This window comes from Paenibacillus sp. FSL R7-277, from assembly GCF_000517965.1.
Lineage (GTDB): Bacteria > Bacillota > Bacilli > Paenibacillales > Paenibacillaceae > Paenibacillus_AQ > Paenibacillus_AQ silagei.
Map to the genome: position 1 here is coordinate 229586 of NZ_ASPX01000080.1, position 21091 is coordinate 250676.

General features: G+C 52.5%; 19 protein-coding genes. 5 read left to right on the forward strand and 14 right to left on the reverse strand.

The genetic code is table 11. The annotated features are described in order from the left end of the window. Positions 1-317: 317 nt before the first annotated feature. Entirely contained in the window at positions 318-2249 is a 1932-nt protein-coding gene (locus C173_RS23100) for a serine hydrolase domain-containing protein (RefSeq protein WP_162174713.1), read from the reverse strand. Positions 2250-2405: 156 nt separating this feature from the next. Between C173_RS23100 and C173_RS23105 the strand changes: the two genes are divergently transcribed. Both C173_RS23105 and C173_RS23110 read left to right on the forward strand, forming a co-directional pair. Continuing rightward, complete coding sequence (locus C173_RS23105; RefSeq protein ID WP_036729020.1) at positions 2406-2936, forward strand: MepB family protein; 531 nt, start codon at positions 2406-2408, stop codon at positions 2934-2936. 34 nt (positions 2937-2970) lie between these two features. Further along, positions 2971-4428 carry a cryptochrome/photolyase family protein gene (locus tag C173_RS23110; protein WP_063830941.1) on the forward strand — a complete coding sequence of 486 codons (1458 nt, stop codon included), beginning with the start codon at positions 2971-2973 and terminating at the stop codon, positions 4426-4428. On the opposite strand, the gene C173_RS23115 is transcribed toward C173_RS23110, so the two are convergent. The 5 genes from C173_RS23115 to C173_RS23135 form a co-directional block, all read right to left on the reverse strand. Next, complete coding sequence (locus C173_RS23115) at positions 4354-4992, reverse strand: ABC-2 transporter permease (RefSeq protein ID WP_036729023.1); 639 nt, start codon at positions 4990-4992, stop codon at positions 4354-4356. The two genes, C173_RS23110 and C173_RS23115, sit on opposite strands and share 75 nt — an antisense overlap. A gap of 1 nt (position 4993) precedes the next feature. After that, complete coding sequence (locus tag C173_RS23120; RefSeq protein ID WP_036729026.1) at positions 4994-5857, reverse strand: ABC transporter ATP-binding protein; 864 nt, start codon at positions 5855-5857, stop codon at positions 4994-4996. After that, entirely contained in the window at positions 5847-6233 is a 387-nt protein-coding gene (locus C173_RS23125) for a GntR family transcriptional regulator (RefSeq protein ID WP_036729029.1), read from the reverse strand. The genes C173_RS23120 and C173_RS23125 overlap by 11 nt, the downstream gene beginning before the upstream one ends. 121 nt (positions 6234-6354) lie before the next feature. Next, the gene (locus tag C173_RS23130) at positions 6355-7467 is read right to left on the reverse strand and encodes a metallophosphoesterase (RefSeq protein ID WP_036729032.1); all 1113 of its coding nucleotides are present in this window, start codon (positions 7465-7467) and stop codon (positions 6355-6357) included. 78 nt (positions 7468-7545) lie between these two features. Continuing rightward, positions 7546-9405 carry an FAD-dependent oxidoreductase gene (locus tag C173_RS23135; RefSeq protein ID WP_036729035.1) on the reverse strand — a complete coding sequence of 620 codons (1860 nt, stop codon included), beginning with the start codon at positions 9403-9405 and terminating at the stop codon, positions 7546-7548. A gap of 98 nt (positions 9406-9503) precedes the next feature. Between C173_RS23135 and C173_RS23140 the strand changes: the two genes are divergently transcribed. Continuing rightward, positions 9504-10385 (forward strand): LysR family transcriptional regulator, encoded by an 882-nt coding sequence (locus C173_RS23140; protein ID WP_036729037.1) that lies wholly within the window; start codon positions 9504-9506, stop codon positions 10383-10385. Positions 10386-10559: 174 nt separating this feature from the next. Further along, a complete protein-coding gene (locus tag C173_RS23145) occupies positions 10560-11813 on the forward strand; it encodes an MFS transporter (protein ID WP_036729040.1) in 1254 nt (417 codons plus the stop codon). A gap of 67 nt (positions 11814-11880) precedes the next feature. On the opposite strand, the gene mnhG is transcribed toward C173_RS23145, so the two are convergent. The 8 genes from mnhG to C173_RS23185 all read right to left on the reverse strand — a co-directional run bounded on the left by mnhG (position 11881) and on the right by C173_RS23185 (position 19253). Beyond that, a complete protein-coding gene (gene mnhG / locus C173_RS23150; protein WP_036729043.1) occupies positions 11881-12270 on the reverse strand; it encodes a monovalent cation/H(+) antiporter subunit G in 390 nt (129 codons plus the stop codon). Beyond that, positions 12245-12538: a Na(+)/H(+) antiporter subunit F1 gene (locus C173_RS23155; RefSeq protein WP_036729045.1), complete on the reverse strand. Its 294-nt coding sequence runs from the start codon at positions 12536-12538 to the stop codon at positions 12245-12247. Before C173_RS23155 ends, mnhG begins: the two co-directional genes overlap by 26 nt. Next, a complete protein-coding gene (locus C173_RS23160) occupies positions 12535-13014 on the reverse strand; it encodes a Na+/H+ antiporter subunit E (RefSeq protein ID WP_036729048.1) in 480 nt (159 codons plus the stop codon). The genes C173_RS23155 and C173_RS23160 overlap by 4 nt, the downstream gene beginning before the upstream one ends. Before the next feature lie 6 nt (positions 13015-13020). Further along, positions 13021-14499, reverse strand: coding sequence for a Na+/H+ antiporter subunit D (locus tag C173_RS23165; protein WP_036729051.1), 1479 nt, complete (start codon positions 14497-14499; stop codon positions 13021-13023). Further along, positions 14496-14831, reverse strand: coding sequence for a Na(+)/H(+) antiporter subunit C (locus C173_RS23170; RefSeq protein WP_036729053.1), 336 nt, complete (start codon positions 14829-14831; stop codon positions 14496-14498). The genes C173_RS23165 and C173_RS23170 overlap by 4 nt, the downstream gene beginning before the upstream one ends. Further along, on the reverse strand, positions 14831-17695 hold the full coding sequence (locus C173_RS23175) for a Na+/H+ antiporter subunit A (RefSeq protein WP_036729056.1): 2865 nt from the start codon (positions 17693-17695) through the stop codon (positions 14831-14833). Before C173_RS23175 ends, C173_RS23170 begins: the two co-directional genes overlap by 1 nt. Before the next feature lie 66 nt (positions 17696-17761). Beyond that, a complete protein-coding gene (locus C173_RS23180) occupies positions 17762-18370 on the reverse strand; it encodes a universal stress protein (RefSeq protein ID WP_051478312.1) in 609 nt (202 codons plus the stop codon). 220 nt (positions 18371-18590) lie between these two features. Further along, complete coding sequence (locus C173_RS23185) at positions 18591-19253, reverse strand: DUF2625 family protein (protein WP_036729061.1); 663 nt, start codon at positions 19251-19253, stop codon at positions 18591-18593. A 274-nt stretch (positions 19254-19527) separates the two neighbouring features. Between C173_RS23185 and gdhA the strand changes: the two genes are divergently transcribed. After that, a complete protein-coding gene (gene gdhA / locus C173_RS23190; protein WP_155991639.1) occupies positions 19528-20904 on the forward strand; it encodes an NADP-specific glutamate dehydrogenase in 1377 nt (458 codons plus the stop codon). Positions 20905-21091 lie beyond the last annotated feature (187 nt).

The following is a 21091-nucleotide window of genomic DNA, read 5'->3' on the forward strand; positions in this document are numbered from 1 at the left end:
GCTCTACTAGTGCAACATCAGATTTAATATTGTGAATATGATCATTACTGGACCTTAACGAGCCAGCTTCTCATTTTCACAGCAGTCCTTCGGATGCTTAGTCGCTGGAACGATAGTAACTGCATTTTGTACAATGGATTGCTGTAAAAAAGGCTTCGAAATAGAATCTAATGTATTCCGTACAATTGAATGTTGAACAAAGGCCTGTTTTCACCCAAAACACAAGATTCTACTGTATACAATACAATAGAATCTCATTTTACGGTCAGTAATCCATTTTCTATTGCAGGAAATACAATCACCTACTTGAATGCTCCTTAACTGTAGAACTCCCAGAATACAAGCTGGGCCAGCAGAATTGCCATCATCACCATGGGCACGATGACAGACCAAGGATAACGGGCCGTTGAAGCAGGCGACGGAGTCAGGTGCCTCTTCCTGGTTAGAAACAGCGCAGCAATAAGCAGTGCAGCCAGTCCGGTTAGCCCAATATTCACTATAATCTGCGGATACACCTCCGCATAGGCACGTTCATTGTTGCTAAGCATCCGTAAGGCCAGCACCAGATTGTTCACCACCAGGCCGGTACCGGTTAAGGTCAGTCCGGCCGTCAGCTTCCGGTTGGCGGATCGGGATGCAGGACGGTTACGCTGTGCTCTCCTTTTGCGCAGAAGCATCTGTACCAGCCACACAAACGGAGCAATTACGAAATAGATTATCGCCAGTCCCGCAAGTGCTGCACTTAGAATTAGTAACGGCATGGACCGGCCCGGAGACAGCGGCAGATAATCGGAGGTGTACACCGAGACAGCCTCTACCTTCCCGTCCTTCATTGTGGCATACAGCATCGGCCAGGCATCCAGTCCTGAATCCCCGCCCGTCTTCTCATAGAGGTAAGGCTCAACCTGCTTATAGCTTCCGCTCATCCCGGCAAGTGACACTTTAAGCTGATCTGCTCCCTGAGGCTCAAGCTTCATCATCGTCAGATATGGGAACAGCTTCATGAAGCCATGGCCGGGACGGCGTGCCGCGACGAATCGGCCTTCCACCTCTGACACGTCCGGCAGAACCGCTGCCTCCGTCTGTGCTCTCTGCCCCACTACCGCTTTGGTCAGACCATGTACAATGTGGGATTCGCCCGCCTGGTTCGTCATAATCACAACTGCAAACCGGTCTTCAGGCACAAGCATAAGGTTGGTGGCAAAAGCAATCGTGTTCCCGCCATGTCCCAGCGTCCGGTGTGCCCCGGGATACTCCCAGAACCCGTGGGCGATGCCCGGCATGCCTTCTGCAGCAGAATGACTCCGGGTCAGCATCGTACCAAGCGTACCGGACTTCTTGAACAGCGGGGATTGCTCTCCGGCTGCGGGCATGAAGGCCATGGCGAACTTGGCCAGATCCTCCGCAGTCCCGTTATTTCCGCCGTTCGGGTACATGGACATATAATTCCATGAGCCTTGTTTGAAGGAGCCTTGTCCGGCGAAGAAATACCCTTTGGCCTTGAGCTTCAGCAGTTCCGGACGGTCTTCCACCACGGAATACGCAATGGAATGCTTCATGCCCAGCGGCTCAAAAATATGCTGCTGGACGTATTCATGATAAGGCTGCCCGCTGATTCTCTCCACAATATAGGCAGCCAGTGAGTTGCCGTAGTTCGAATAAGCGACTACCTCTCCCGGTCTGTAGATCTGTGCCGGCTGAGCCAGCTTCAGACCTTCTTCCAGTGACCGCACTTCCTCAGGCAACTGGTAAGCCATATCGAACATATACTCTTCAAATCCGGCATTGTGGTTCATCAGATGCAGCATGGTGATCGGCTCGTCATACTCCAGCTTGGTCAGGAAATGCTCCGGCAAAAGCTTACGGATATCTTCATTCAGATCCAGTTTGCCCTGCTCAGCCAGTTGCATTACGGATGTCCATACGGCGAGCTTGCTGATAGAGCCCCATTCCATGACCGTATCCGGAGAGACGGGGATCTGTTGTTCTACGTCGGCGTAGCCGTACCCCTTGGACAGCACGACCTGTCCATCCTTCACCATGACAACGGACGCACCTACGGTCTGCTTTCCTATGTACTCTTTTACATATTCATCTACAAAAGCTTCCAAACCGGTCAACGGTATGCCGGATGGGGTAGCTCCACCTGCTCCAGTGCTGCCTTGCTCTGCGGCAAATGCTGTAATACCGCCCGATAGCAGCAATAGAACTGAGAGCACCGAGAGCACTAGTGTGAATCCTCTTTTCAAAATAAAACCTCTCCTTTAGTCAAGTAAAATCCTGTTGCCTTCCTAATTCTAACAAAAAACCTGACCGACTACCGGAAAATTTCCTTCAGGCCGATTTCCCTGATAGTATCTTTAGGAGAAGCAACATGATTATTTTCATGGAAGAAGGGCCAGCTTATGAATAAATTTCATACCACATTAGCTTATATTAATGAAACATTGTACGCACCTGCCCGCTTAACTGTCGCTTCCATACGTGAAGAAACACAGAACGCCGAATATGGAGCCGGTCTATTTCAACTGGGTGATCTTTCGGTCCGGTTTCGGGTTGCCAAAATCACCCCCACGAAGACCGGTCAATTTGTCGCGATGTGGGAAAAAAATGCCGGGCGTAAAAACCAGGCCTTCACCTATGCCGATGCCCCTGATTTGCTGGTCATTAACACCTTCCATCCTGTCAGCGGGGAGCTTGGACAGTTTGTCTTTCCGAAGGACCTGCTGAAAATGCATGGCGTGCTGGCAACCGATCATACACCGGGAAAAATGGCGATACGGGTATATCCAGCCTGGGATACCGTAACCAATAAGCAGGCTTTAGCAACACAGAAGTGGCAGCTCCCTTATTTTGGAATAGTTGATCCGATGAACCTTCACCATATGCAGGGGTTAACCCAGTTGTATCTGCCAGCCATACCGTTTAGAATTTAACAGATCACACCTGCATCGGAAAGGAACTACATCTATGATTCTATTCATACACCGCAAGGACCTGCGGACTTCTGATCTGCCGGCCTTCGATGCCATAGCTTCGGCGCAGGAAGACTCGCTGCATGTATTAATACTGGAGCCGTTCCTGCTCCGGAATAAGCGTTATCTGGAGCATAGCGGACAGAATTTCCTTCAGCATGTTGCCCGTCTTCAGCAGGAATATGCGACACAAGGTAAGCTGCTACATCTCCTATATGGAGAGCCGGAGGCGGTCTTACAGCGTCTGGCCGGGATACATCCTATCCAGGAAGTCAGCATCCATGCGGATTATACCCCTTATGCGCTCACCAGAGACCGGCTTCTGCAGGATACCGCCTATGCGCTGAACCTCCGGTTCCATGCCCGGCATGACAGCATGCTCTGTGATCTGGAAGCATTCATGGACTGGTGCGGCCGGAGTGAGCCGTTCAAGGTGTTTACTCCCTTCTACCGCCGCTGGCGTACTTTTCTCGCGCAGCGGTTCCAGCCGCCGTACGCTGCCGGGCTAAGTAGTCTGCGAACCGTTGCTCTTCACCCGCAGCTCGCAGACGCCTTCCAGCTTCCCGAAGCGATTGCCCGGGAGCTTACAGCGCTGGCTCCCGCCGCAGAGCAGATGAACCCGGATCATGTGTTTGAGAATTTCCTGCATGCGGATCTGAATGATTACAAGATCAACCGGGATCATTATGCGCAGGAACGGACCAGCCGGATCAGCAGGCATTTGAATACGGGAGCGATCTCGGCACGGACACTATATAGCAGACTTACTGAAGAAGAGGATATTGGCGAAGATTGGCTGAGACAGTTAGCCTGGAGGGATTTCTATCTGGGTCAAGCACGGCTGGACCGGGATTTCTTCAATTATGAGAATGTATATGATCTCTCTGCGCTGGGGACACAGCACTTCGAGGCCTGGGCTCAGGGCAGGACCGGCATTCCGGTCATCGATGCAGCTATGCGCCAGTTGAACGCAACCGGCTGGATGCCTAACCGGCTGCGGATGATAACGGCCATGTTCCTGACGAAGAATCTGGGCTGTCCCTTCATCTATGGCGAGCGTTATTTCCGGCTGAAGCTAAGCGATTACGACAACGCCCAGAACCGTGGCGGCTGGCTGTGGAGCTCTTCGCTCGGCTTCGATGCCTCTCCCTATTTCCGGGTAATGAATCCGGTCACCCAATCCCAGACCAATGATCCCGGCGGAAGCTATATCCGCACTTGGCTGCCGGAACGCGAGGACTGGTCTGATAAGGACATTCACCTGCCCGCCGAAGATGCCATTGTGGATCTGAAGCGGTCCCGGGCATACGCCATCGAAGTCTACAAGGAGATCATGCGGAGCCGGCAGAGCCGAGGAAGCCACCGGCTTACAGCAGGATCAGAATTCTTTATTCCGGTGAATCCGCACGGCCGCCACATAAGACGCAATGAACAAAAGAACCGCCAACAATAAAGCGCCGTACCCGGTCTCTGGTCCATTAAAGTTCACATCGTCCATATACAGGTTCAGCAGCATCCATACCAGAAACCGGAGGCCCATGGATAGCCCTACCGATACCATGAGCATCTGCTCGCTTTTGGCAATGCCGAATTTAAGAATGACCGGATAATAGATCGCCAGAATGGAGAGCGATAAGGCTAAACCGAAGGTGTACCCTCTGGACATGCTCCAGTCCGAGGTGTCCACCCCTCTTACATAGAGTAACGCCATAGTAACCAGGCTTGCAGCCGTTCCCATCAGAATCAGCATCAGGAAGCTCAGGTACTTGGCATGGATGACCGTTCTCCTTCTGACCGGCAGTGTGATTTCAAACCGGTTCCATTTCGATGCCTCGTCCGCCTGCAGGGAGGCCCCGATACTCACAACAAAGAGCATAATCTGCGCGGCGATGACGGCATTCAATACCGAGTGTTCCACCCCGACAAATGAGACCAGGGCCAGCAGCAGCGCAATGCCGAGGGAGGATTTGATGTTATTTTGCAGTGAGTAATAATTATTTAACAGCAGCCCGCGCATATTAGTTCTCCCCCTTTACCAGAAGCAGCAGAATTTCATCAATGGATACCTGATCCACCGTAATCCCGCTGTATTGTTGCCCGAAGCCTCTTCTGTCCTTCACCAGCACATCGGTCTGATGCTCCTTCACCCGGTAAGCCAGCCTGTCACCTTCAGCAATACGCCGGAACTGGTCGCTGGTGCAGCGGGCCACGCCGTAGTCATAGATCAGCTCATCTTTCATCGCAGTCAGAATGATCTTCCCTTGATGAATAAAGGTGATATAATCGGCGATCTTCTCCAGATCGCTTGTGATATGAGAAGACATCAGTATGGCGTGATGCTCGTCCTCAACGAACTCCAGGAATACCTCCAGAATCTCCTCTCTGGTAATGGGGTCGAGTCCCGAGGTAGCCTCATCGAGAATCAGCAGCTTGGGATGATGCGACATGGCGGCGGCTATGGCAAGCTTCATCGTCATGCCCCGTGAGAACCCGTTGATCCTGCGGTCCATAGGCAGGCCGAACTTCTCCGTGAGCTTCACATAGACCTCCTGATCCCACTGCTTATAGATACCGCGCATGACCTTCCCCAGCTTCACCGGAGTCAGCACCGCCGGAAAATTGGCCGAGTCCAAAACAACGCCGATGTCTTCGCGCAAGGCGGTGTCTTCATCCTTCATCTCCTTGCCCAGCAGCCGGATTGTACCGCTGTCGATCTGAACCGTGTTCAGAATAGACTTGATTGTTGTCGTCTTCCCTGCTCCATTCTCACCCACGAACCCCATAATGGTTCCGCTGGGAATTGCTAATGATACATTATCCAGCATAAAGCCGGAGTCGGCATAGGACTTGGTCAGTCCGGTGATTTCCAAACTAAGATTCATGATTACCCTCCTTATAAAAGACAGTCAGCATGTCCACCATCTTTTCCAGTTTGATTCCGCTTGCGCGGGCGATCTCGGCCGCTGTGATCAGATGCTCCTCCACTTGCTTCTGCTGCTCTTCCTGAAACAGGGCCTGGCTCACGGCGGAAACGAAGCTCCCCCGGCCAACCGTAGTCTCAATGAAGCCGTCGCGCTGTAAATCCTCATACGCCTTCTGTACGGTGATGACACTGACTTGAATGGATTTGGCCAAGGCACGCATCGAAGGTATGGGATCTCCTGCCTGAAGCTCTCCGCTCATAATCTTGCCTTTGATCTGCGAGGTGATCTGCTCATAAATGGGCTTGTTCCTGTTACTACTGATGATGATCTCCACACGCTGCCTCCTTGCGTGAACAGTGTACTTATTGTACCAGTACAATATAGCCGATCTACAGGTATTTGTAAACCTTTATCCAAAAAAAAGAGCTAACCCATCTCGGGTCAGCCCTGTCAACTTACTGGTCTGCGTTAGAAAACTGCACTTGAATGGACACGATTTCTGAGCGCGACCCGATGCGGATCGGCGGACCCCAGAAGCCATAGCCTGAAGACACGATTGTATGAAGCTGCCCCTTCTTCAGGTACCCCCAATCATTCTCGAACACCCGGGAAGTGATCAGGTTGGCTGGCGCGATCTGCCCGCGGTGGGTATGGCCGGAGACCATCAGATCCACGCCCTGCTCCTGCGCAATCCCGAACTCCACCGGCTGATGCTCCAGCATGAACACCGGCTTGGAATGATCTATGTCCTTGGTCAGATCAGCCAGCTTGGCCCGCTCCTTATCGCTGTAGTCCTTCCGTCCAATCAGCGTCAGCCAGCCGCCCACCTCGACGTCTTCATCATAGAGCACCTGCATCCCGCTCTCCTTCAGCAGGCTGATGATCTCCTCCGTCCCGCCTTTGAACCGGTCATGATTCCCCAGGGAAGCATACACTCCGAGCGGAGCTTCAAGCTTCGCCAGCACAGCGCCGAGTCCTTTCTCCTTATACGGCCTGACATCATCATCCACGATATCGCCCGGGAGCAGTATCAGATCGGGGTGCAAGGCGTTAATCTCCTGTACCATCCGCTCCGCATGGCGTTTGCCGGATAAATAACCGAAGTGCATATCCGAAGCCATCACGATATGAAGCTTACCGCTGGCCGGACCCGGCTTGTCAATCTGTACCTCGTAGGAACGCACAACCGGGCTGTATGCATTATAGCTTCCATACCCGAGCAGGCTCACCAGCGCCACCAGCGTTAGAATACCGGACCACTTCTGAACGGCACGGCGTGGCAGCCTGACTAGCTTCGTGAGCCAGACCATAAGGTGCACTAGCGGCAGCAGCATGAGCAGCAGGCTGAATACGGCCAGCCAGTAACTGCCAATGACGCTTAAGACCGCTGACCCCGCTACCACTCTGGAGAGAATCAGCGAGCTGGCCAGAAAGATCAGCGCAATGATGTAGAACAGCCGGAACCGTCCGGAGACGACCGGCTTGATCCAGCCCCAGCCGCTCCAGCCGATATAGAAGACAATTAACGCGTATAAAGCAATGAATACTAGCCCAATGATGATAAACATGTTAACCACCTTATCTAATTTTCGGATAACATATTATCTCATGGCACCTTGGTCTTTTCCACTATAGGATAGCCGGGCTTATTTAAGCTTATCAACCACTGCCTCTGCTGACAGCTTCCCGGAGGTCAATGCCCAGGCATTATTGGCGCCAGAGGGGGAGTCATCTCCCATGACACCGCCAACAACCTCGCCTGCAGCATAGAGTCCGGAGATAATCTGGCTGCTCGTGTTCAGGACTTCAAAGTCCGCGTTCACAACCAGTCCCCCCATGGTTGTAGCGAAACGCGGTTTCTGCTCTACCAGATAGTAAGGGCCTGATCCAATGGATTCCTTCATGTAATCCGCTGAACGCCCGAAGTCCTCATCCTTGCGGGCCTTAACGAAGCCGTTATAGCGGTTAATGGTGTTCTGCAGCGCACCAGCATCCATTCCGGCAGCCGTTGCCAGCGCTTCAGCCGTCTCGGCATGGAAGAAATATGGCTTAGTTGAACCATTGTTCTTCAGCCATGTCTCAATATCACCCTGTGAGATTCCTGCTTCGCCCAGACTGGTCTTGAACACATCGAAGGTTGCCTGATCCATCAGCAAGTATAGCATCTGATTCTGTTGCGTAAGTTCCACTTCCAGAATGCTGCGATTACTGGACTTCTCATTCACTACTCTATCTCCGGCACTATTCACCAGAATTCCGCTCTTTTTGAATGCAGCGATATTGCCGACAATGGTAGATTTCGCAATTCCCTCGGATACCTCAACTCCATTGGGGTAACGTTTCCCGTACTCCATCAGGCGGGTTGCGGCATCGATGCCTTCACCCTTGGCCATTACAATTCCATCTCCAGTCGAGGAGGTCGGACCATAGTATAGAGCGGTCTTTAACTGATCGGAGAGCAGGTCTTTATTATTACCATAACCTCCGGTAGCCATAATCACTGCCTTAGCTGTAATATTGTAGGTCTTCCCGGTGCCGTCTTTGGCAACGACACCTGTAACAGCTCCGCTATCATCTGTAACCAGCTTATCTGCTCTGGTCTCCAGGTACAGTTCCACACCCGACTCTTCGACCTTCTGGCGGGCCTGCTTGGCGAATCCGGGTCCGCCTTGATCGTAGGCAAGCTCCCGGTCATGACTGTACTCTGCCAGCTTATGCAGTCCGCCTGCCATATCGTATTTAATCCCCACATATTGATTCAGCCAGTCTGTAGTCTGCCCGACGTTGGCTGCGAACAGCTTCAATAACTCGGCAACGTTCTTATTGCCCCCGTTGGCAAGGAAATCCGTCACGATGCTGTCGGCACTGTCGTCGGTAACTCCAGCATCTTGCTGAAGCTTGGAGAGTCCAACCACCTGATTGCCGCCGCTAATCGAGATGGCCCCGCCGATGTAAGTCATTTTCTCCAGCAGGATGGTTTTCAGTCCAAGCTCATCTGCACGAAGGGAAGCGGACATGCCTGCCGCGCCGCCGCCGATGACGACTACATCTGTCGTTAAGTCCTCTACCTCGGTCGATTCCACTTTCTTCACATCATTGTTCAGAACCAGCGGATCTACACCGGCTTGGGTTACGCAATCGGCGACGGCGGCCAGGATCGCATCACTGGTGACGGTTGCCCCGGAGACGGCATCAATCTTCAAGGACTGGTTATCCACAATAGCCTTCGGAATCTTGGTAACGGATGCGTCACTGACCCCTTCGGTCTCCTTGAAATTCACTACCTTCACAGCGTCGATGGCATGCTCCGAGAAGGTAACTTCCACCTGCACCGCACCGTTTTTCCCGTCCGCAGATCCTGTATAGGTTCCGGCCTTATAAGTGATGCCCCCGGCATCTTTAGAACTATCTTCATTTTTTGTACCTGAACATCCTGCCACAGATAAGATCACCAATGACACCAACAGCATAACCGACAGCATCTTCTTTAGATTCTTTTTCCTCATTTGTACTCCTTCTTGGAACCATTTTTGTTAATATATAAAGGTCGCGATACGCCACTCTACTTCAGAACCCACTATACCTTCAGATAGGATGATCACCCATGACTATTGCACAGCTTCAATATTTTTTGACAATTCGTAAATATCTGAGCTTCTCCAGCGCAGCGGATGAGCTGTGCATCACCCAATCCGCGATATCCAAACAGATCAAATCCCTGGAAGGCGAGCTGAACACCCTGCTGTTCGACCGAAGGACACGGACGATCAGCCTGACGCCTGCCGGAGATGAGTTCGTATTATATGCCGAGAAGATTCTGGCCAATTACAATGAGATGATGTCGAACATGAAGAAGCATGAGCTGCTCGAAAAAGGCCATATATCCATTGCGACCATTCCCGTGATGTCACAATATGGCATGACTTCAATCATAGCCGGGTTTACAGGAATGTATCCGCATATCAAATTGCATCTGATTGAAAAAGAAAATGATATCATTGTATCCATGCTCCGCAATGGCGAGGTGGATGTAGCATTCATGCGCACTAACTATATTCCGGAGGGCATCGCCGAGGTTCATCCGCTGGTGGATGACTTCTTAGTGCTGGTAGTCTCCAAGGATCATCCCCTAGCTGATCAAGCCTCCGTGGGGCTTACCCGGCTGCAGACCGACAAATTCATTCTGCTGAACTCGGTTTCGGGTATTTATACTACCTGTATGGAAGAGTGCCGCAAGGCCGGCTTCACGCCTGAGGTACTCTTCACCAACAGCCGGATTGAGACCATTATGGAGCTCGTCGCCGAGAATCTCGGTGTAACCCTGCTGATGAATCAGGTTGCCCGTTATGTGGATCATCCCAAGCTTAGCATCGTGCCGCTGGCCGATCCGGTTCTTAGCTCGTTTGCCATGGTGAATCCCAAGAATAAACAGAACACAGAGAGCGTCACTGCATTTATGGACTATGTAATACAATCATCATCCTGAACTTCTATTGTAACAAATTTCACATTCTCCTTCGGAAATAAAATGTACCTAAGGCGCCAAGGCATGATTACATTCTAAACGCGCCGTCGCCATACAAACAATTCCAATATAGAAAGCATCTATTCCATTATGGAAAATAACCTGACCTGAAACGGTTCCCTGGAGGATTTCATCATGGCAAAACCTTTCTTTCCGCGGCTGGAGGGAAACAGCCGGGGCTGCTTGACCTTTGAGCCTTTTTTCCTGATTCCCTACAGCATGTTCTCTACCTATGCCACCCTGTACATGTATGAGCTTGGATTGACCGAGCTGAACATCGGCTGGATAACAACCATCGGACTCTTAGTGCAGGTATTCTCCTCTTTGCTCAGCGGATACTTAACAGACCGGCTAGGACGCAAAAGAGCTATTCTGTACTTTGACCTGCTTAGCTGGAGCCTCGCCACCTTGTTATGGGCCTTCTCACAGAACCTGTGGTTTTTCGCCGCAGCTGCAGTGATTAACGGCTTCCAGCGAGTGCCTCATATCGCCTTTTACTGCCTGATTGTTGAAGATACCCGACCCTCTGACCGGACCTATGTGTTCACACTGCTGCAGATCATCGGGGTAATCGGAGGCCTGTTCGCTCCGCTGGGCGGTCTGCTTATCCACCAGTATGGAATGGTCACGGGCATGAGGATCATGTACGTGCTGGCCTTCCTCTTCATGACCTTCCAGTTCGTGGGCCGTCATCTGACTACCCGGGAGACCGAGGCAGGCATCCGCAAAAGGCAGGAGACCCGGGAGCTCGGCCTTAGAGAGAGTATGATTGAATACGGCGGCGCCTTCCGTGATTTGGGGGCTGAGCGCAATCTGCTGCTGATCTTCGGCGTATACATTCTGTTCAACTTCCAGGCTACGCTGAAAAGTACCTACCTGTACCTCTATCTGGCAGATTACATCCATCTGGACAGCGGCATCCTGTCTATGTTCCCGGCGGTGTCCTCTGTCATCATGCTGCTGACCCTGTGGCTCTTGATGCCCAGAATCCCGGATCAGAGCGCAAGCCGCGCCATGATGGCAGGCTTCGGCTTATCTGCTCTGTCGAATGCCATGCTGGTTCTATACCCATCAGCGAGCTTCGTCTGGATCGGGCTGAGCACCATTCTGGCAGCCGTAGGCCTGATGATCAGCTCTCCATATCTGGAGGCAGCCGTGCAGAACGCCATTGATGATGAGAAGCGGGCCAAGGTCTTCTCCATGCTGTCGGTCCTGATCCTGGTATTCACCGCACCTGCGGGCATTATCGGAGGCTGGGCATACAAGCTCGACCCGAGAATACCGCTGTGGCTGGTAACCGCAGCGTTCGTTGCCTCTTATCTGCTGCTGCACCTGTACCGCAGACGCACGGCGTACAAAGATACTTTTCCTCAGCAAGCTCAGCAGTAAACAAACAGGGATGCCCCTCGGACCAATTACGGCCGTTGGGCATCCCTGTTTGTGCTTTTATACTAATCTATGATGAGGATGAATCGGTCTTCACCTGTTCCTGCTCCTTCTCCAGCGCCTCCTTGAGATCATCCTGGACGCGGCGGCTCCAGAGCGGAACACCGGAGCGGTAAGCCGCCCGGCCGGTCAGATGAGCGGAGAGCGGAGAAGTCATGAATACGAACACGATTCCGAGCAGCAGCTTCGCACTGATGAAATCGAGGAAGAAGGCGAAATAGAGGAATGCGCCGCTGAGTACACAGAGCACACCGAGCGTAGCACTTTTGGCGGCGGCATGTGATCTTAGGTATACATCGGGCAAGCGGATCAGACCTACAGAGCTGACTGCGCTAAGCAAGGCTCCGGTCAGAATCAGCAGGACAAACACATACTCAATGACCGTCTTGATCACTTCCATGTTCAAACACCACCCCCCTTTCGATATATCTGGCCAAGGCCATCGTCCCGATAAAAGAGAGGATTCCAATCAACAGAATATACTCTATATAGGCTTGCGTCTTGAACAGGACCGAGAGGACGGCGACCATCGCCAGCAGATTGATTCCGATCGTATCGAGTGCTGCAATTCGGTCAGGCAACGAAGGTCCCTTGACCAGCCTCCAGGCACAGATGGCGATGGAGATAACCATAATCGACAGCGACAGCATGAGGATAGAGTTAATCATGAACGGGTCACCTCCAGAATCGCTCGTTCAAACGTATTGCGGATATTCGCATCGAACTGCTTCACATCCTGTATATCCATGGCATGAATGTATAAGGTCCGATTGTCTTTGGACACCTCCAGCACAACGGAACCCGGCGTAAGGCAGAGCAGCGTGATGAGCACAGCCACCTCCCAGTCCGACTCCAGCTCTGTATGATACATTAGAATAGCCGGGCGGATATTGAGATTCGGTCTAAGTACCGCCTTCACCACTACATAACTGGATACCACCAGCTCCCTCAGAAATAATGCCATCAGCTTCAGAATCGCCCATATTTTGCCCAGATACAACCGTTCGTCGAAGAAGCGCTGCATGGCCATAAGCACAGCAACCCCCAGCACGTATCCGACGATGAAGCCAGAGGCTGTCCAGTCATTATTCAAGAACATCCACAGGAAGGCTATCATGAGATTCAACAATATTTGAAAGGCCATCTTCATCTACTCCTTCATGACAGCATTAATGTATGCTGCCGGATCAGCGAGGACTGCGCCGGCCTGCCCCACATAGCCGTTGACCCACTCGGCGCCGATACCCATTAGGATGACGAGTACAAACAGCGCCGCAGCCGGTACCATCATAGCTTTGTAGCGCAGAGGACGGATTTCTTCATCGCTCTTCTCGCCTCCCCAGAATACCTGCTGGAAGACTTTGATCAGCGAATACAAGACGACGAAGCTGGAAGCCAGAGCGATAAGCGCAAGCGCGGTATGCTGCTCCCCGAAGCCGCTGCGGACCATCATGACCTTCCCGGCAAAACCGCTAAGCGGAGGAACGCCGACCAGCGCCAGCGTCAGAACGAAGAACATCCAGCCCGTCCACGGATACCGGCGGATCAGACCGCCCATCAGCCTCAGCTGCTCCGTCCCCGAAGCTGCGACAATCAGCCCGCCCAGGAAGAACAGCAGTGCCTTGGCAACCATATCGTGCATCAGATAGAATACGACCCCGCTCAGCGAATCCTGGGTAGCCACAGAAATACCGAAAGCGATGAAGCCGACACTGATGACAATATTATAATTGAAGATCCGGCTTAGATCATTATAGGCGAGTGCCCCTATGGCTCCAAGAATCATAGTGGCCCCTGCCATCCAGCCGATCAGCGAATGGGTCAGGCCCATATCATGGACAAAAATCAGTGAGAACGTTCTGGTGATGGCATACAGCCCCACCTTAGTAAGCAGTGCGCCGAACAATGCCCTTACCGCCTGCGGAGGAGCACTGTACGAATCCGGCAGCCAGAAGAATAGCAGCAGGCCTGCTTTGAGCGAGAACACCAGCAGCAGGAGTACGGCAATCACATTCATGACTCCGCCCTGCCCGGCCTCTCCCACACGGATGGCCAGATGAGCCATATTAAGCGTGCCTGTCGCCGCGTACAGATAAGCAATCGCCGCTACGAACAAGGTGGAGGAAATTACGTTGACAAGGATATACTTGAGCGTCTCACGCAGCTGTATCCGGGTTCCACCCAGAACAATCATGGCGTAGGAGGCAACCAGCAGCACCTCGAAGCAGACAAACAGGTTGAACAGGTCACCCGTCAGGAACGAGCCGAACACACCGGTGAGCAGGAAATGGAAGAATGTATAGTAGTAGAACCGCTCCCGCTCCTCACCGATGCTTGCGAAAGAGAAGAACAGGCAAGCTGCCCCTACCACCGCAGCCGTCAAGACGAGCAGCGCTGCGAACATATCAGCTACGAAGACGATGCCGTAAGGCGGAATCCAGCCTCCCATATACAGCGTCTGAATCCCATCCGTATGGACCTGGTACATAATGATAAGCGCTACTGCGATGTTCACCAGCACACTGATGGCACTGAGGATACGCTGCAGCTTAACTCGTTCCTTGAGAAAAATCAGGATGACCGCCGTAAAGGCCGGGATCAGCAAAGGCAGTACGAGCAGGTTGTTCATGGTCTCTCCCCCTTGCTTCCTTCCACATCATCCGTCCCTGCCGAGCGGTAAGCCCGGTAGGCCAGAACGATGAAGAACGCGGATACCCCAAAGCTGATTACAATGGAAGTCAGGATAAGCGCCTGCGGCAGCGGATCGACATAACTGTCCGCCTTCTCGCCAAGCAGAGGTGAAGCGCCCGTCTTCAGGCCCGCCATCGTCAGCAGCAGCAGATGAACGCCGTGAGTCAGCAGCGTCGTCCCGAGCAGGATGCGGAGCAGACTTTTGGACAGGACCAGATAGACACCTACGGTAAACAAGACACCGATCGCCAGGGCAATAAGGATCTCCATTAGTTATCCCTCCCGATCGTAAAGATAATATTCATCGTGACACCGATCACCGAGAGGTAGACTCCCAGATCGAACAGCATCGCCGTGGTTAGCTCCGTCTTGCCCATGACCGGCAGTTCAAAGTAACCGAAGGCCTGGGTCAGGAACGGAGCATCGAAGACAAAGGAACCGATTCCGGTGAGAAAAGCGATCATAATCCCGACTGCGATTAACTTGCGGTAATCGACCGGCAGCACCTTCTCCACAAACTCCGTACCGAAGGCAATCGCGATCAGCACCAGCGCCGCAGCAGCCATCAAGGCTCCGATAAAGCCGCCGCCCGGCTGATTATGACCCGCGAAGAACAGATACAGGGAGAAAGTGACGATGATAACGAAGGCTACTTTTGCCACCGATTGCAGCAATACATCATTGCTGCGGGTATAGCGGCGCGTGCTCTCCTCCGGTTTGTTTCTGGTCAGAACAGGCGTATGATCCTGATCCAGCTGCAGCTTGATCATCGAGTAGATGGCCAGCGACGCCAGCCCCAGCACCGTAATTTCGAACATGGTATCGAAGCCGCGGAAGTCCACCAGCAGCACATTGACAATGTTCTTGCCGCCGCCAAGCTTGTAACTATTCTCCACATAGTAGGTTGAGATAGACTCGAACGGACTGCTGCCTAGCGCGGCCAGTGCCACCAGCGTCATCGTGATCCCGAAGCCTAAGGCGATGATCAGCCTCGGCACCTTGACCCGCAGCGTGACCTTCTCCCGCTTCAGCTTCGGCAGATGCCGGAAGCAGAGCAGGAACAGCGTGACCGAGACCACCTCAACAATCATCTGGGTGAGGGCCAGATCGGGTGCGCGGAACAGGATGAACAATAGCGTCACCATGTACCCGACCATTCCGGTAAGCAGAATCGCCGAGACTCTGGACTTCGCGAATGGTATGGCGAGCGCACCGGTCAGCAGGACCAGTACGGCAACAACTTCAAAGAAGGTGACCGGAGCGTAGCTCCCCTGGCCAAACGTAATGCCCTCCGAATAAAGCATAGTACCGCCTACTACGGCGATAATCAGGGTGAAAATGTACATCAGATAATGACGCATCGAACCGGTCATGTATAGCCCTGTCACTGCACGGGACAGTCCCTCCACGAGCCGGATACTCCCGTCATATACCTGTGTCAGCGTGAGGCCGCTGCGCCATTCCTTATCCACAAGGCTGAACCGGCCATATACGCGGTATACGATAATCCCGAGAAGGATCACGCCCAGCGTCATCCAGACCTCGGCGGTGAACCCGTGCCAGAAATAGATGTTGACGTAAAAAGGCGAGCTGGCTGCAAGCTCCGGATGAATGGCATTCATCCCCGGCACGATCAGTGTCCCCGACAGTATGTTCGGGAAGAAGCCGGTGATCACAGCCAGCAGTGCCAGAATTACTGGCGGAAGCAGAAGGCCGAAGGGCGCTTCATGTGGTTTTTTGTCCAGCTTCTCCGGCTGATATTTCCCGAAGAAGGTATGGAAGACCATAATCATGCTGTATGCAAAGGTAAATATGCTTGCAATCCACGCCAGCACCGGGAATATGGTAAAGAAGGCCCCGGGGCTGAAGATATCCAGCTGTCTGATATTCAGCACAGCCGTGAAGAACATTTCCTTGCTCAGGAATCCGGCAAACGGCGGAAGACCCGCCATTGAGAAGCTGCCGATCAGCGCTAACGTGAAGGTTACCGGCATCAGAGACACCAGCCCCCCCAGCTTGCGCAGATCACGGGTATTCGTCTCATGGTCGACAATTCCGACCACCATGAAGAGCGAACCTTTGAATATGGCATGATTAATTAAATGAAAGAGTGCTGCCGTTGTTGCGGCGGTATAGAATACAGCCTGTTCCCCTGTATAAAAGGAAGCTGCCGATCCCATGCCGAGTAATCCCATAATCAGACCGAGCTGGCTGATTGTAGAATAAGCTAACAGAGCCTTCAGGTCCGTCTGCTTCATCGCCTGGATCGATCCATAGATCAAGGTGATCAGGCCGACGCCCGACACTATCCAAAACCACTCATGTTGCCCCGCAAACACCGGGCTGAACCGTGCTACCAGATATAAACCGGCTTTGACCATGGTTGCTGAATGCAGATACGCACTGACCGGAGTCGGCGCTTCCATTGCATCAGGCAGCCAGATGTGGAACGGAAACTGGGCCGATTTGGTGAAGGCACCCAGCAGAATAAGCAGCATTGCGGGGATGAACAGCGTTTGTCCGCTGATGTCGCCCACCTGGCTCCAGATCTCGCGGATGCTGAAGGTACCTGTCATCACATACAGCATCAGGAAGCCTGCGAACATCGCCAGACCGCCGAAGACAGTGATCAGCATCGACTTTTGCGCGCCGTAGCGTGATTTCTGTCTCCGGTGCCAGTAGGCAATCAGAAGGAAGGATGAGACACTCGTAAGCTCCCAGAATCCGTATAACACCATCAGGTTATCGGATAGGACGACTCCCAGCATAGCTCCCATGAACAGCAGCAGATACACATAGAATGGAGTCAGCTCTTCCTTGCGTTTGTCCAGATAAAAGATGGAATAGATAAAGACCAGGGTGCCCATTCCCGTGATTAACAAGGCGAACAGCAGGCTCAATCCATCCAGATGGAAGACCAGATCAATCCCAAGGGAAGGAATCCATGGCAATGTCTCATATCCGAGATCCCCTCCCTTGATGACCGGAATACGGGTAAAGAAGTAGATAAATAACATCAGCGGTGCGGCCAGTACAAGCCATCCTCTATGGAGCTTGCGTACCCTCCCGCGTAGAAGCGCTATCATCAGGGCCATAAGAAACGGAACAAGAACGGTTATATGCAGCAAAGGCAAGCCTCCTTTTCCCTTCAGTGGTATAGGTTGTGAACATTGGTACTTACTTCCTTACAACAAGACCGGTTATAGCGGATCGGCCAAGTTCCCTTCACAGATATGCAAATATCTTGCTTTACCATCTTGCTCAATTTTGAACAAGCCATTCTCAAACTCGGTGTGCAATTCGTGGAAGTATTTCCCTTTAATGAAGTCTGTACCTTCCGGCTCATCGCTGAGCTGATACATTCCTTCGTTCTTCACCAAATAAGCGGTTACCCCTTCTTCGTGGGTCTCTTCAAGACCGGCGCGCATACGCTGAACTGCAACCACATGCAGATCCATCATCTTCATCTTGCTGATCAGCTCATTGACGAAGTTACGCTTGGTCAACTCCTGCCACAGGGTCTGGGCGGATTGCCCGATAATAATCTGAGTGACTTCATGCTCCTCTGCCGCTTCAACGATCACATCCGTGGTCTTGCGGCCGCGGCGTTTGCGGACCATGAACTCAGCGCCTGCTTCTTCAGCCAGACGTTTCCAGACTGCCATATACATTTCTTTGCTTTGATTATATTCATCACTGTCTGAACTTTCCACATTGAGCACATAGAGCGGTGACCCAAGCATCTCAGATAGCTCGACACCACGCCGGATCAGACGCTCCCCATGCGGCCCATAATGAACACATACCATAATCTTTTCCTTGTGAATGACTTTCGCCCTCCTGTTAACATGGGTGAAAATACAAAAGGAGCCTAATGGCGTTAGGCCCCTCTTTGTTGTTTCAAACCCTGAAATATACTTAAATTATACCTATTCCGATGCTGTTTGTAAAGTTTACGGACAAGACTTGGACAAAACAGAAGCATTTGTTCCCGGCGGCTGCTCGTTCCGTCTGCTCTCTTACTCTTCTTCATTCCGAGCCCACACTTCTCGCTGAATGCCAGGCCTCCAGAATAGAGGCTGGCGCTTTGCTGCTAAGCGGACCGCTGCCTTCCTTCGTCCACAGCGGCGGGTAATAGCCCATGACCTGGTCCGGCTCAAGCTGCTGGACCTCCTCTTCCCAGCCCTCCCAGCGGAATGTTTCGTAGAACAGATCCAGGTCCCCTTCTGCCAGCCAGCCGATGAAGCCCGAATAGGTTAGCTCCGTTGTCTCCCACTTCAGGACATCCGGGGCATAATAATAGATATGACCCGACTGCCCGAACCGCCCCGTATCGAGGCCGAAGAAGCCGCCTGCCGCATCGTAGGCCACAATCAGCATTCCCGGCAGGGGAGGAATATTGTCCGCTGTAGACAGGCCATTCCATGAGGTCAGGCTTCCGAAGATGCCTTCGGCTCCCGCGCCAAGCAGCGTAATCCAGCCATGCTCGAACACGATTCCTCCTGTCTCGTAGGCTATCGCTCCCAGATAGGATTTCGTGCTGACCTGCAAGAGGACCAGCGTCTGTACCGCGTGTTCCGCTTCTGCCGCCTCCAGCCTGTAGGTGCGCGATCCCTGACTCAGCAGTTCCCTGATCTCTTCCCAGGCGTGGTTCTCCACATCTACCAATTCTGCAACAGATAATAAGTGCATATGCTTACGCCTCTCTCTCAATGCTTTATGCTGTTTCCAATATTTATATATACCCTATTCAGGGGGAACTGCAATCCTGAATTGACCAGAGGTTTATTAACATTCTGCCGCATATAGCTGGCATATTATGTGAGGTTCATAGAATTTCTTAATGACTATGCCAAAAATAATTGATTGGCAAATTGATGTCAGGTTTTATAGAATTCTTTTAAATTCTAATTAATACGGGATAGCCCGAATTACAATCAGACAGGGAGTGCTTGCCAAAGTGTCCATCGTTCCTACACTATCGTCAGAAGTATCCAATGAGGCTGTGCAGTACGTGCAGCGGATCTATGCAGAGGTCCAGAAGCGCGACCCGCATGAGCCAGAATTTCACCAGGCTGTCCAGGAATTCCTGGAGAGCATCACCCCCGTTCTGACCCGCCACCCCCAGTATATGAAGCATGGGATTCTCGAGCGGCTGGTTGAGCCTGAGCGCAGCATCTCCTTCCGCGTCCCTTGGGTGGACGATGCCGGTAATACGCAGGTTAACCGCGGCTTCCGCATTCAATTCAACAGTGCCATCGGTCCCTACAAAGGCGGCCTGCGCTTTCATCCTTCGGTCTACCTCGGGATTATCAAGTTCCTGGGCTTCGAGCAGATTTTCAAAAACTCGCTGACCGGCCTGCCCATGGGCGGCGGCAAAGGCGGCAGCGACTTCGATCCCAAGGATAAATCGGATCAAGAGGTTATGCGCTTCACCCAGAGCTTCATGACGGAATTGTACCGCCACATTGGACAGGATACAGATGTTCCCGCAGGGGATATCGGTGTAGGCGCGCGCGAGATCGGCTATATGTTCGGCCAATACAAACGGATTCACGGCGGGCATGCTGCTGGTGTTCTTACCGGAAAAGGGCTGCTCTATGGCGGCAGTCTGGCGCGCAAGGAAGCTACCGGCTATGGCTGTGTATACTTCGTGCAAGAGATGCTATCATCACGCGGAGCAAGCTTCAAGGACAGCAAGGTGGTCATCTCCGGTTCCGGGAATGTCTCCATCTATGCTATCGAGAAGGCTCAGCAGCTGGGAGCCCACGTGATTGCCTGCAGTGATTCGAACGGTTACATTCATGATCCTCAGGGCATCAATCTGGCTACGGTCAAAAGACTGAAGGAAACAGAGCGCCTGCGCATCAGCGAATATGTGAAGGAGCACCCTCATGCCGAGTATGTTGAGGGCTGTAGCGGAATCTGGAGCCTGCCTTGCGACATCGCGCTGCCGTGTGCCACACAGAACGAGCTGGATTTGGAATCTGCCCGGACTCTAATTCTGAACGGAGTTAAGGCCATCGGTGAAGGTGCCAATATGCCGACCACTCTTCAAGCGGTGGAGCTGTTCCTGGAGAACCAGGTGTTGTTCGCTCCAGCCAAGGCCGCCAATGCCGGCGGCGTAGCGGTCTCGGGCCTGGAGATGAGCCAGAACAGCATGCGTCTGTCCTGGACCTTCGAAGAGGTGGACGAGAAGCTGCAAGTCATTATGAAAAATATCTACAGCAGCACCGTTCAGGCAGCAGAGGATTACGGCGTCGCCGGTAACCTGGTTGCCGGCGCCAACATCGCCGGGTTCCTGAAGGTTGCCGATACCATGCTGGCGCAGGGTATCGTGTAACCTGTTACAGACTAATTGATACAAGAAGAGGTGTCCTTAAGCCATTTGGCTGGGGACACCTCTTTTTAGGTTTAGGAAATGGATGGTTAGTGATACTGTGCTCGCTAGTAGTTATGCTGGACGCACCTGGCTGGTCTTATGCGTATGAATGACGAATTAAGGTACCAACGACGGATTAAGGAGCACT

Bases quoted from the DNA above. Each gene is read 5' to 3' on its own strand.
- C173_RS23130 (WP_036729032.1), bottom strand. From the start codon at position 7,467: ATGTTTATCATCATTGGGCTAGTATTCATTGCTTTATACGCGTTAATT.
- C173_RS23115 (WP_036729023.1), bottom strand. From the start codon at position 4,992: ATGCGCGGGCTGCTGTTAAATAATTATTACTCACTGCAAAATAACATC.
- C173_RS23170 (WP_036729053.1), bottom strand. From the start codon at position 14,831: ATGGAGATCCTTATTGCCCTGGCGATCGGTGTCTTGTTTACCGTAGGT.
- C173_RS23105 (WP_036729020.1), top strand. From the start codon at position 2,406: ATGAATAAATTTCATACCACATTAGCTTATATTAATGAAACATTGTAC.
- mnhG (WP_036729043.1), bottom strand. From the start codon at position 12,270: ATGGAAGTGATCAAGACGGTCATTGAGTATGTGTTTGTCCTGCTGATT.
- C173_RS23155 (WP_036729045.1), bottom strand. From the start codon at position 12,538: ATGATTAACTCTATCCTCATGCTGTCGCTGTCGATTATGGTTATCTCC.
- C173_RS23110 (WP_063830941.1), top strand. From the start codon at position 2,971: ATGATTCTATTCATACACCGCAAGGACCTGCGGACTTCTGATCTGCCG.
- C173_RS23140 (WP_036729037.1), top strand. From the start codon at position 9,504: ATGACTATTGCACAGCTTCAATATTTTTTGACAATTCGTAAATATCTG.
- C173_RS23145 (WP_036729040.1), top strand. From the start codon at position 10,560: ATGGCAAAACCTTTCTTTCCGCGGCTGGAGGGAAACAGCCGGGGCTGC.
- C173_RS23185 (WP_036729061.1), bottom strand. From the start codon at position 19,253: ATGCACTTATTATCTGTTGCAGAATTGGTAGATGTGGAGAACCACGCC.
- C173_RS23160 (WP_036729048.1), bottom strand. From the start codon at position 13,014: ATGGCCTTTCAAATATTGTTGAATCTCATGATAGCCTTCCTGTGGATG.
- C173_RS23180 (WP_051478312.1), bottom strand. From the start codon at position 18,370: ATGGTATGTGTTCATTATGGGCCGCATGGGGAGCGTCTGATCCGGCGT.
- C173_RS23120 (WP_036729026.1), bottom strand. From the start codon at position 5,857: ATGAATCTTAGTTTGGAAATCACCGGACTGACCAAGTCCTATGCCGAC.
- C173_RS23135 (WP_036729035.1), bottom strand. From the start codon at position 9,405: ATGAGGAAAAAGAATCTAAAGAAGATGCTGTCGGTTATGCTGTTGGTG.
- C173_RS23165 (WP_036729051.1), bottom strand. From the start codon at position 14,499: ATGAACAACCTGCTCGTACTGCCTTTGCTGATCCCGGCCTTTACGGCG.